At 52.1% G+C, this 12,348-nt stretch carries 9 protein-coding genes; 6 read left to right on the plus strand and 3 right to left on the minus strand.

Going from position 1 to position 12,348, the window contains the following annotated elements:
- The first annotated feature begins 125 nt into the window (after positions 1-125).
- The 6 genes from IGS60_RS17530 (at position 126) to IGS60_RS17550 (ending at position 7,980) form a co-directional block, all read left to right on the plus strand.
- Positions 126-419: an H-NS family nucleoid-associated regulatory protein gene (locus tag IGS60_RS17530; RefSeq protein ID WP_151096097.1), complete on the plus strand. Its 294-nt coding sequence runs from the start codon at positions 126-128 to the stop codon at positions 417-419.
- 910 nt (positions 420-1,329) lie between these two features.
- On the plus strand, positions 1,330-2,616 hold the full coding sequence (locus IGS60_RS17535; protein ID WP_230505673.1) for a GTPase-associated system all-helical protein GASH: 1,287 nt from the start codon (positions 1,330-1,332) through the stop codon (positions 2,614-2,616).
- 179 nt (positions 2,617-2,795) lie between these two features.
- Entirely contained in the window at positions 2,796-3,581 is a 786-nt protein-coding gene (locus IGS60_RS28500) for a hypothetical protein (protein WP_225317469.1), read from the plus strand.
- Positions 3,574-4,416, plus strand: coding sequence for a hypothetical protein (locus IGS60_RS17540; protein ID WP_151096106.1), 843 nt, complete (start codon positions 3,574-3,576; stop codon positions 4,414-4,416). Before IGS60_RS28500 ends, IGS60_RS17540 begins: the two co-directional genes overlap by 8 nt.
- Positions 4,416-6,887, plus strand: a complete 2,472-nt coding sequence (locus IGS60_RS17545) for an effector-associated domain EAD1-containing protein (protein ID WP_230505674.1) — start codon at positions 4,416-4,418, stop codon at positions 6,885-6,887. The genes IGS60_RS17540 and IGS60_RS17545 overlap by 1 nt, the downstream gene beginning before the upstream one ends.
- A 4-nt stretch (positions 6,888-6,891) precedes the next feature.
- The gene (locus tag IGS60_RS17550) at positions 6,892-7,980 is read left to right on the plus strand and encodes a caspase family protein (protein WP_230505675.1); all 1,089 of its coding nucleotides are present in this window, start codon (positions 6,892-6,894) and stop codon (positions 7,978-7,980) included.
- An 878-nt stretch (positions 7,981-8,858) separates the two neighbouring features.
- Here IGS60_RS17550 and IGS60_RS17560 read toward each other — a convergent pair.
- The 3 genes from IGS60_RS17560 to IGS60_RS17570 all read right to left on the minus strand — a co-directional run bounded on the left by IGS60_RS17560 (position 8,859) and on the right by IGS60_RS17570 (position 12,087).
- Positions 8,859-9,743 (minus strand): PIN domain-containing protein, encoded by an 885-nt coding sequence (locus tag IGS60_RS17560; protein ID WP_151096115.1) that lies wholly within the window; start codon positions 9,741-9,743, stop codon positions 8,859-8,861.
- A 304-nt stretch (positions 9,744-10,047) separates the two neighbouring features.
- Positions 10,048-10,854: an HNH endonuclease signature motif containing protein gene (locus IGS60_RS28365; RefSeq protein WP_230505676.1), complete on the minus strand. Its 807-nt coding sequence runs from the start codon at positions 10,852-10,854 to the stop codon at positions 10,048-10,050.
- Between the two features lie 288 nt (positions 10,855-11,142).
- Positions 11,143-12,087: a hypothetical protein gene (locus tag IGS60_RS17570; RefSeq protein WP_230505677.1), complete on the minus strand. Its 945-nt coding sequence runs from the start codon at positions 12,085-12,087 to the stop codon at positions 11,143-11,145.
- Positions 12,088-12,348: the final 261 nt, after the last annotated feature.

Raw genomic sequence — 12,348 nt, forward strand, 5'->3', positions numbered from 1 at the left:
CACACACCAGCCAACGAGAGGGAATAACATCATTGGGTGAGGTTTTGCATCTTGTAATGTGCGATGCTATGTTACATTGCGCCCATATTCAAACCGTTTGAATCACCTATCCCATTGGAGACAGTATGACGTCGTACGCAGAGTATGTTGAACAAATCGCGAAATTGCAATCCCTGGCCGAGGCGGCTCGAAAAGATGAAATCAGTGGCGCGATTCAGAAAATCAAGGAACTGATGCACTTGCATGGAATTACCGTGGAGGACCTCGCCGCCGGAAGTCGTGCGAAGCCGGCAAAAGCCAAGGGTACAGTCGCAGCGCAATTTAAGAACCCGGAAACGGGAGAGACATGGACTGGCCGTGGGCGTGCGCCGCGCTGGCTTGATGGCAAGGATAAGGAACTGTTCCGCATCACGGGTTAATTCGATTGCAAGGCCGGCGTGGCCGAGAAGACCCTGCATGCCTAGCCGCGACTGTGACTTCTAGCAAAGGGTTTAAGACCAAGTACCCGTTAGCCCATTTGATGGTTGTCGCAAATCATCTTCTGTGTCGATTACCTGCTCGAGGGCCCGCACGAGCTCCGGTAGCTCGCGCTTAAAGCGTTTGACATAGCATTCGGCGATAAAGACTCTAAGAGGGAGCTTCCATGGTTGTTGCTTCTCGGTTGCCAAGGAACCGAATTTCTTTGGGTTCAATCCCAGCTCACGAGCCATTTGAATTTCCGCGTCGCTCAGCTTGAACCGGCGCCGTGCGTCAAACAAGGCTTAAGTTTTGGCGGAATTTTGGTCATTCAAATCGAATTCGTGTCGAGGTCAAAATGGTCGGTGGCGGCCCCAAATAAGGGCCGTAGCGCCTGCTCGCGCTCAACACCTCTGGACTCTGGAACAAGGTAACGGGTCGGCACGCAAAGTAGTGAAGTCAATTAGACGTTCGGTCATGCTTGCGCTTTCTTCAAACTTTCTTGGACAAGGCGCACGCGTGGAACGGAGCGTCATGCGGTCCGACGAACTATCGTCAAATGGTTGGTGGAGCGTCAAGTACTGGGTAGCACCCAGTCTTTTAATGGAAGAGTTGCCGCCACCAAGTACGGTGCCGCCATGGCACGGCCTCATTTGGCAGGCATGGACTAGACTATCTTTACGGTTAGACTTGAAAAACCCGTCGGCCAATTAGTGTTGATTTTCTCGTGGCGCCGTAGACCCACCCGCGGTCCTCAGCCCCTAATTTCTTCCAAGCTGTGCCAGTAGTAGCTGTGAAAACTCGTACAGAAATGGAGGTTGCCTGTATGATACTAAACCAATGAAATTGCCAGCTAATAGCCCGGAGCGAAAAATGCAAACAAGCGTACTGCAGGACTTTCTGACCCTACGATTATTGAATATCGGAGCAGAAGACTCTCGCCTTGAAAAATTGTTTGACGCAGCCAATGAACTGGCTCAACAGTATGCACGAAATCCTAAAGCCGCCGTAGCATCACTCCTCGCCGCGTGGGACCCCGTTGCAGCCCCACATCAATCCCTTCTTGATATCGGTGAGCTATTGCAAAAACACTGGCCTACTTTTCGCGCGGCCTTCCAAGACGAGCCACTAACTCTGTACCGCGCCATTATTCTCGAAGCGGTTATGGGAGCCATGGAGCAGCAAGGTACATTGGCGGTTGCTGTGGACTTAATTGGCACCAACGTGTTACCGCACTTGAATGTCGGTCTGGAAGAGAAGATTTTGTCGAAGATTTTGGACCAAGCGGGTAAAATCAAATCGGAACGCGTAGCGCGCCTGTGGCCAACTAATTCGCCCTCTGCACCCAGCCCAGCCCTGAAGGCACCGACAATCCCTGTTCTAAAAGCTACGGAATCTACCGCCTGGTACAAAGAGGTGGCCGCTTCAGCGGGGCCAAACCAGAGAGACGGCAACTCTCTTCCAAACCCTAATCCCCACTGGTCTAATCAGCAGCAGAATTGGTCGTATGATTTCGCGGACCGTATGGCTCCAATTCTTGCGGACGTCCATGACAAGGCCGCTAACGCTGCGCTGAAGGCAAGTGCTCAAGCATTTAAGGCACTCGGTGAATCAGTCGTAGCGAAACTAAACGAGTTCGTCCGCTCCGAACAGGCGCGCAGCAATCAACTGAACATTTCAAACAACCTGCTATGGTGGCGGCAAGCCCTGTACTCCAAGACCGCAGCTACCCCGTATCGCCAATTGAAGTTGCCGCTTGTGGCACTTCACACGGCATTTGACGTTGCGGACCTGCTGCCGGAGGTCTATCCGCCGGCAGTCGAATCCCTAGTAACCGAAGCAGTGCTCGCAGTCGCAGGTAGCAAAAACGAAGAGCATATCAGTACCAAGGACTTGCTAGAGGCTCTAATGAAGTTTCCGGAAGTTCTCGGTAATGAATGGCTCCAAGAGCAGCGCATGGATTCGGGCACTAGAAGTCTGTTTATTCAGGCGCTAGCGAACTCATCTCTATCTGGGAGAGCAGAGCTATCCCAGATGAGCGTCACACCGGAAATGAGCATGACACTCGCTGAATGGTCAATCTGGCTCTTACGGGAAGTCAAAGTATTGGATGCTTTGGCTAGACCAGATGAGATTACTGAAACCACGGAGGAAGCGTGAACGGGCTCTGTGCTCAATTAGCCTGCATCGCTCCCAACGAGGTTGGATGTCTCGAAGGAGAATCCGCGCCTCACCTTTGCAAGCACTGGCAGAAGAAAGGTGACGCAGAAGTGCGCGAAGCATCCGGTGCGGTAGAGGATGGTGCAAAGTTGCCGTGGACCGGCAATGCTTTAGGCTCTATGGACACCGCGTTCCTGGCAGGTAGAGCCAGAACGCGGCTTGTAGGTATACTTGGTGCCTCTGACAGCGGTAAAACTTCCCTGCTTGGCGCTTGGTATCTGCTAGTCGGGCGTGGCATCTGCCCTGATGGCATCTCGTTCGCCGGCTCACTAACCTTGGAGGGTTGGGAGAATATTGCAGGGAGCCTTCGTTGGAACTCAGCGCACGGCCCTGCGTTTCCAGCGCATACATCTAGTGGAGCGGGCCGGCATCCAGGTCTCCTACATCTGGATTTGAACATTCATGGAGTCCGACGCGATATCCTCTTCGCTGACACTCCTGGCGAATGGTTCAGCCGTTGGGCAGTGCGACGCGATGCGGATGATGCAACTGGCGCACTTTGGCTTTCCAACGCGTCAGATATCCTTATTGTTGTGGCGGATTCCCAGGCGCTGGCCGGACCCAAATTAGGCGTGGCAAGGTCTAACTTGGTTTCGCTACTTCGGCGTGTAGCTGCTGAGCGGTGCGGTCGACCTGTCGCTTTAGTATGGACAAAGGCAGACGTAGACGTCGAACCAGAAATGCAGAAGGCAGTGATTCAAGCGGCGGACTTGGTTCTCGGTAGCTATCAGACATTCAAGGTAAGCATGCATTCCGCCCCTGGACAGGGCCCCTACAACAACGGGCAGGGATTGGTTGAACTTTTAGAATGGGTGCTGACAGTACCGGAGGCGCCCTTTCCAACCGCGTCCGGCACACAGCCCGAACGGGACATGTTACGTCAACTGGGAGGAGTCTATGCCTGATAACCCTCTTAACATTGCTGTTTTTGGCGAATCCAATGTTGGCAAGAGCCACTACGGCGCACAACTTATAGGTCGTTTGAATGCCGAAACAGGGATGTTGCGGATGCGCGGTGCAGCGCTTGATTTGGCAGCGTTTGATGACGTTGTTCAGTCACTCAGCGGAGGAGTTCCAGGAGCGCATACAGCGGCAGGAAGCTACACTGAGACCATTCTGCCTGTAGTAACCGAAGCCCATGTGGCGATTGATTTGAGCTGGCCAGACTATGCAGGCGAGCAGGTAAGCTCACTCTTGGACGAACGGCTTGTTCCAGCCTCATGGCATCAGCGCGTCGAGTCTGCGGATGGATGGGTATTGCTGGTTCGCCCCAAGAGTGCGCCGTTGGCAGATGACATATTCTCGAGACCGCTTGGAGACCTGAAATCCTCTCGTCCAGAAGGATTTCCGATTGAACGCTCTGCGCAAGCACGTCTTGTCGAACTGCTGCAAATGCTGCTCTACGCACGCCGTTCACGGACAGGCAAAGAGAAACCAGCACTTGCGGTGCTTCTGACGTGCTGGGATGAGCTAAAACTCCCAAAAGGAACAAAGCCTGCAGAAGTGCTGCGCGAAAAACTACCGCTCCTTGCAAGTTTTTTGGAAAACAATTGGGACAAAAGCGACATTCTAATCCTCGGCCTCTCCGCAACGGGAGTCTCTCTTACGAAAGAATCTCCAAACAAAGACTTCATCTTCAAAGGTGCGGAACATATGGGGTGGGCGATTTGTGCTGATGGAACACAAACGACAGACCTCACTATGCCTATTGCCGAACTTGCAAAAGCTGTATACGACTAATGCGTATTCATAAAGCGTGGTATGGCCCCAAAGGCGGACACTCACTCCTGTCCTCAACGGAGCCTAGTCTGCAAACCGTCTTTCGACAAGCAGCTTGGCTCACAGACCTCCCTGGAAATGCTCCGACAGGTTTGCAATGGCAGCCTTACTTTCGCACAGCCATCAGTGAGGGTTACTTCGTCCTTATTTATACCAGGAGTAGCCGCGACACGACAAGAGCCGGGATGGTCGATTCGGTCGCTGCATTTATCCCTTTAAGCGAGCTGCCGCTTGTGCCGGACTTTGCCGCGTTGGCTAACAATCTGCGTGAATCCCAGGATTCTGTCGAACGTACGCCCTTTGAAGCAACTGCCGAAGCTTACGAGCCGCCAGTGAACATAAAGAAACCGCTGTTGCTAGAATTGGCGGGTGCTCTAATCTCCGGTAGGCCACTGCCAGCCATCCATGTCGGGCAGTCGGGGTTCGACGACATCATGCTCAGCTTGCTACAGGTTGTTCCTCGTCCGATGCGACGCGAAATCCTTTTCAGTTTGAGCTTCACCGTGGAAGACTCGGTACCCTGTGCCGCAGTCGCCATTCCGACCGAGTTGGCCTCACGATATCCCCAAAAGCAGTTGCTTTCAGCTTCAGATAACCCTCTAAGCACCGGTGTTGCTGCGCTTTTAAATATGCCCGAAGGCCGACCATTGTTGGACTTCGGTGAAGCGGTTGCCTTCGATTTGCGGTCTGCATCCTCCCTTATTTTGTTGGAGCAAGCCTTCCGTCTCTGGAAAAATCCGGACGGTGTCAGTGACGCGATAGGGCTGGTTCGTCTATTAGCTGCCAAGTCGGGCGATTCGCAACAAGCCAGCGAAGTGCGCCAGTCTGCGTTAGACAGGCTCGTGAAGACGTCTTTCAAGTGGAGGCCGACCGACGTTCTCTCAATGCGCAACTTACAGTTAGAGCGTTTTGATGCAAATAGGCTGAGCAATACGTTGAAAGATTGGATTCGTAATCGCGTTGACGAATTAAATGTGACCGATGACGATTGCCAGCTTTTTGACCAAGCGGTCCGCGGAGCAGCGCAACAAGTTTGGTGGAATACCGACGTACTTGCCGGCTATACCGACACGATTAAACCCGATAGCTTAGGCATCGGCTGTCTGGCATGGGAGACTATCGACAAGCATCCAGAGAGCCTTTTACCAGTACTAAATCTCTTTGATGCCAAAGGTCATCTCGATGGATTGACGAATACTGTTTTCTTAGGACTATCCACCGCCACAATCGACGCGGTCGCTGAAGAGAGCGCGAAGCGCGGAGCGTGGCAGCTATGCGGAATTGCGTTAGCCACCCGCTACGGCGCTTCTCGGGCTCTGCTCGATGTATTGAAATATTGCCCACCCAAGACAGCTCGGCATACCGCTGTAGAGTCCGCCCTTTCAAGGGCTGCGCCCAATGAGCTCATAGAAATTGCAGTCCGCGAGGATATTGAAGAGGTTACGGTTCTCGCAGCGGATGTCGTCAAAAATGAACCAAGACTTCTGCGTAACTTCATTTGGAGTTCGTCAGTGTGGTTTGACATCTTGGACAAAGTAATTATGAGTGGCTCGAAAGTAGGGAACGAGATAGAAAACAGAATTCAAGGGCTTCAAACCATTATCCAGCGTGGCGAACGGTCGGAACGAATCTGGGGGGCATTAGCTAGAGCTGAACTCGCGGACCTGCTGCTTGTTCCAAACAGAGAGCATGCCTGGACGCTCATACCCGACTCGCTGGTTGCAAAAATCGTCGGGCAAACCGCCAAGGCTTGGCTTGCAGCCGTATTGGACAGCCAAGTCAGCGCAGCGGCCATCGAGGAGCCACTACGCAGCGAAGTCAGGTCCGCTCTTAAGGCAGGGCCTTTAATGGCGTCTCTGGCGAAAAATGCGCATTTGAATTTCATTAAAATCATCGATACGCTTTACCCTGTAAATGACGACGAATGCGCCAATCTTCTAGATTCACTAGCGCATACACCCGCTTATCGATTTCCACCAGCTCCTGCTGCTGCCATAGGAAAGCTGATTCAGTCCCGGAAATGGACGTCGGCCGCATCGCGGGCGGCTAGCCATAGCTCCTTCCGCGACGACTTCTTAGTAATCGCTAAAGAGTGCGTGGGTGTCATGGGTGTCTGGGATAGTTGGGCGGTGAGTTTTCGAACCGGCAGGCCGGGCCAAATTTCCACAGACGATGCCTGGAAAATGTTTGAAGAGTCTTTGTCAGAGCTTTACCCACATGGCCCCACCGACCAAGAATTTTGGAGTCGCAGCGGAGGCAAAGATAATCAGCTAATCGCAGAAGGTAATGGACTCGCACAGTGGCATCGCTGCATTAAGCAAGTGCGTGCAGGTCTCGGTCCGTCAGCATCTGACCTCCTGCGCATCGCCCTGCGGGACTTCAGCGGAAACCTTGTTCTGAAGATGCTGCGAGATAGTCACGTGCTAGAATAAAATCATGAACAAAACATTTCAAAATGGTAGAGCCCTCGTTATTGGAGTCGGCAAATATGACTTACTTTCTTCGCTCGGTTCCGCCCCAATATCAGACGCGGACGATGTCGCGAAACTTCTCACCAGTCCCGCCCATTGCGGCTATCCGGTCGATAACGTACAAGTTCTTCGCAACGCCGAAGTATCTCGCACGGCCATCTTGGATGGCCTCAAACAACTGGCGGCGAATTCGCAGGTTGGTGATACGGTAGTTGTCTACTTCTCCGGTCACGGCGCGCAATGGACCACTGGGGGAGACCCTGGAACGTATCTGTGTCCTCCTGAGTTCGACACTTCTCTACCACGCGAGACCGGCATAGAAGCTGAGGAGCTTTCCGAGCAGCTTAACCAAATTCCCGCAGGACGGCTACTGGTTCTCGTTGATGCCTGCCACTCGGGGGCCGCCGCCTCGCTCAAGGGAAACACCGAAAACCTCACCAAATGGGCGTTCGGTGGCCCGAAGCTTGAAGCGCTGGCGCAAGGTAAAGGTAGAGTCATCATTTCAGCAAGCGCATCTGAGGAAAGCTCCGTTATCCTTCCAAATCATCGCAACAGCCTTTTTACGGAAGTTCTTCTTAAAGGTCTTCAAGGAGCCGTGGACGACCGTTCTGATGGGCTAATTCGAGTCTTGGACCTATTCCATTATTTGTCAGAGACTGTTCCTGCTGCCTACTCTAAGCAGAACCCCATACTGACCACGCGCACGCAGGATAATTTTCCTGTGTCATTGCGCAAAGGAGGTTTTCTCAAGTCTGCGGAAAACCAAGTGGCAGAACCACCGCCAACCATCTCGACAAATCCTCGTGAACTAGAAGAGCTGTTAGCTTCGCTATATCCTCAGGGACCTTTGGACCAGGAAATCTGGTCTCGGGCAGGTGGTAACGTTGCTACCTTAAAACTTGGCAGTAATGGCCGCGCGGCTTGGCATTCTGCTCTGCGCCTATTAAACCAAGGTGGTGGTGGGCCCGCCATTACCATTCGGAGTCTCGTCACCGAAGCATTATCTGAGTTCGGCTCTAACCAAGACCTTAGACGCCTCCTCAATAATCTTTAGTTGCAGCCCGGTCAGCCATGGCTTGCTGGCTAAAGCATCTGCAAACCAGCAACTATGCTGAATGCGGGTGCACGAAATCTCTTAATACTTAAATTCATCGTCAATTTGCGTATTAGTCGACCTTGCCAGCTAAGGCTAACCGCGCCATCGAAACCCTCGCACCAATCATCGCCAGGTTGGAAATCGCGCGTACGGCATGGTAGAAACGGCTGGACCGGCTGTGGAAAGTATTCCAGAAAGACTCAATGTTTTATCTGGAATACTTGGGCTAGTCCTAGGGCGAGTTGCGTACGATACCAGGAGTCGCCTCGAATTGGGCCGACTACTTGGTGCCAACTGTGACGACGATGCGTATTCCAGATAATCTAGAAACCTGTTCCACCGCAAACTGGAAAATCGTTCCAGACCAAATGGGACACTCTGGGCGCAACGGCATGGGATTTGGTTTTACTCCAGACGGGACAAGCTTGTCAAATTGACCCGCCTTTTCCGCAGCAAATCCGCTTTTAAATTGATTTGGTGGGTGGCGTGAACCAGACGGTCAAGGATAGCCTCAGCCAACGTGGCAAAGAATGCGACCGGTACACAGTCGCTTTTTGGGCCACACCACCCACCGGCCCTGAATAATTATTTAACAATGCTATCATCTCCGCCACCCCATCATAGTCCGTCGGCAACGCACCTTAAACCCAAGCCAGTCGCCACCTTATAACGGCAAACCCGAGTCACTATTGGCTGCAGGTAAGCTATTTAGGGCGCTCCTGGTGAGCTCTCTTTTCTTAAACTGGCAAGATACGAATCAATGACTCTCGCGCGCATGAAAAGTGAGGTTTATAGAATTTACCTTTCGAGAAGCCCGCGTGTTTGCAAATCGAGGACTACCCAAAGAATTTCTGCCATATTGGTGCGTAGCGAGTTCCCTTTAGACCATTGCCGACGTTGTCCAGTCCGCGGACTACGACATAGAGCCCACCTAGAACCTGAAGACCAGAGGCAACCACGTCAATTCCAAGCTGCAAAGGAAACGCGTTGACCGAAATCCAAACTCCAATCACGGTCTCGACCATCCCGTACGATGGCCGATATTTTTGACGAAACCAGTACAACAGCGTACCGCTTGCCAGAGCTGCCAAAGCAAGAAAGACATGCGGTATTGCCGCAAATAGGGAAAAGATTTGCTGATACTTGTACCAAACAACAACCGCGATTCCTATAGCTAAACCGCCAATCGCAATCACTCGTTTAATATTGGAGAGTTCAAACTTTTCATACTTCTTAACCTGCTCTTCGACCTCGAAATTAGTGGCGGTATCCGGGGCTTGGGCGCCTTTCATTGTCGGTTTATCAAGAGCTTCCTGTAACTCACCCAGCGAAATTGCCTTTAGTCCAAGCTGAATCGCAGCCTTGCGCAGAAGTCTATCTTCTGTGACGAGACATACTGTACGCGATGTGTCAGATTGCAACTCTAGAAGTACCTCTAGAATTGCTACGTCGCACTCGTCAAGGCGAAAGTTATCTGATGTAGGTAAATACAGCGGCGACGTGTGAGATGACTCAATTACTTCCACGCCAGAGTTAGAGGCTGCAAAAAGGACACGATGCAGTGGTCCGGCACTCATTCCGTGGCCGCGATTCGAGAGTTGGTTAATAGCGACGGTTGGAATTAAAAATAGCTCAGCAGCGTCACTGCGCGCGAGGAGCATCGGCTTTCTAAGGAGAACATTTGTGTCAAGCAGATATTGTAATTTCGTGCCGTTAGCCATTTCATTCCCTGAATTTTTACTTGATAGGCACCGGTGAAGCGCCACATACTCCCGGTACCTAAATCATTATTACTAATCTTTTAGCCTAGGCCGAAATTTTCGCTTCCACTAGGTAGGCTCCTGCCGAAGATATCATCTTGCCACGGTGAAATGTTCACACTCTGTCACAGCGTGCATATTCGCTTAAATTGACAACCGGTCTAGTTTAGGTTGATTTCCAAGGGTCGTGCAAGCATATCCGGTGGTTGGTTCGCCGCGTGGCCAAGCTGTCGACGGGGCCAATACTATACGCCTGCGTAGCAGCTCACTTCACGCGCTTAGCATTGCGCCTATCGATGTTTTGGACATATCGATTCAAGTCTTCATGCATTATTAGCGTTTCACGCCTCCAAGATTTTCCGGCTTCGTCAAAAAGGTAATTGTACGATTCCAAGACCGGACTCATTGAAAATCTACCATCATTGCTGATGGTCAAAATATCCCTGTCAAAGAGCCTGTGCAGGTCGGCCCGGAGAACGATGCCGTTCTCAAAACTATCACTGCCTTCATTTTTTACGTCACAAATATGTGCAGCTTCGAGTACTCGTCTATCGGTTTCACCAGTCACGAGGCAGTGCGGATTATCTCCAAGAATTAGATTTCTGAACCGTGCGTCCCGTACGAGTGCCTTGACCTCTTTTCGGTCTCGAACCTCATCCGAAAGTTTGCATACTATTTCAATTTGCATCTGTGGATTGTTATCTCCGACCCACTGACAAACCCATTTAGATTTGCCGGCCACATTGAATTTTCGGTAGTGGGCCGTACCCAAGTCTCCATCAGCTGACCGCAGTTCACCGATGTCATCGACCCAGTGGCCCTCATCCGTGTAAGTCAGGGTAAATCCATCCGGCATCCGAGCCAGCTTGGGCTCGTAGACAACATCACGCGCCTCTTCGGTGCGGAACTCTGTAGTCTCTATTGTCACGTCGGTACCTGGTTTGAGGACAGCTAGTGCAGCTTCGATAGTCTGAATGTCGAGCGTCTCTTCACCTGACCCCCAGGTCCAGGAGGCATGGAGAGTCGCTCGTGAATGCGTTTTTTCGCGCCAAGCTGGCAGGATTGGGTTCACCCTTGCCACCCAATTTCGATGACGCGGCCCTGAAACGGCTGCTGTTCCCGCCCTGCAAGCTGTCGTCCGTGCAACGGCCGGCGCCTGCCTGGCCGACGACGCACAACGAACTGCGCCGCAAAGGCGTGACTCTGGGCTCTGGCAGGAGTACAAGGTCGAGCAACCGGACGGTTACCTGGTCGCGATTCAGGCGCGCATCGGGCATTTTTTCGACAAAGCCATTCCACGGCAAGATGACGAGCCAGCTTACTTACTCACCGTGGAATAGCCTAAGAGAACGAGTCGATGTTAATTAACCTGGACGCTGAGAATTTTCCGCATCGACAGTTTCGCTGTTTGCATTAACGACTCTAACGGAGAATCGCTTTCCGCCCCATCGTTCGCCTGGTCTCTCAGCCACTTCAAGGTTTCACGGAGCCGTGCCGCAAGATGGTCAATCATTGCCTCCCCGAGCGCGCATTCTGGCTTCAACCAATTGTGCCCATCGTCGCCTCGCTCACGCTCAAAAACATCAAAGACAATGTCCCGAACATCGTCAAAGTCCACCGCCCATTCTTTCGCCGACAAAGGGTCAAAGGACTTCAGAATCTGCTCGACAATAGCTTGGCTGCAAGGTTCAATTAGGGCACCGAAATGCTGAGCAAAAACTTCGTCCTCTTTCTCATTGCCCGCTCGAGAATTAGCAGCAAATATTTCAAGGCTCTGGTGCATGTTCACTCCCGCCAAAGTGTTGACGGTAGCGGCTACCAAGTCAGCGCTTGAGCGGAGCCAAGCTACTTCGTTCTCCTCGGTGCCGATGAAACGCATATTGCTTACCGGCAGATAGCCTGCATTTTTTGCGTCCATAATTCCTAGCCCCGTTTGGTCCGAGCAGGCGCTAATGAGGCAGGTCTGTTCGCGACCTCCAATAAACGTTACAAGTTTGGCCATGCTGATTGAAAGCTTTGGCAGGTCCTCGCGAATTGCCTTCGCAAATATGTCGGCTGCGGCCTGGCTGTCAACCTCCCGACTCCGCGCACCAAGCTTCGCCTGGATACTTTCCTCCGTGATAGGCACCGCGCAGATGTGACCCTGTCCATTTGCGCAAGCTACCGCGGCAGAGAAATTCTTCCCCACGACAATTTGAGCCCATGTATTTTGAGTCGCGCTAAAGGGCAGTTCAAGACCCATCTCTTTGAGGGAATCGCTGAACCGCTTGGATGTGCTGGTGAGTGTTTGATGTGTGAATTGCATCGTCAACCTTTCTTCGTCCGATTAGATGACCTGGCCGTTTAAGAAATCGAACGTAGTTAACGAGGAAATTCAGTACCAAATTGAGTATGAATAGTGTACTGGTCGGCCAGAACCAAGGAACCACCCTTCGAGAAGCGCACGCATGCGCCTCTCTCCTGACGAAAATTCTACCTCAAGGTCGTAATCAGTGAAAGAAGTATTTGACGGCTGCAATCAAGCGCTCGTTCGGTTGAGCAGTCCAACTTCCATCCGCTCACTCAA

This window comes from Janthinobacterium sp. FW305-128 (assembly GCF_020858135.1).
Taxonomy (GTDB): Bacteria; Pseudomonadota; Gammaproteobacteria; order Burkholderiales; family Burkholderiaceae_D; genus Janthinobacterium.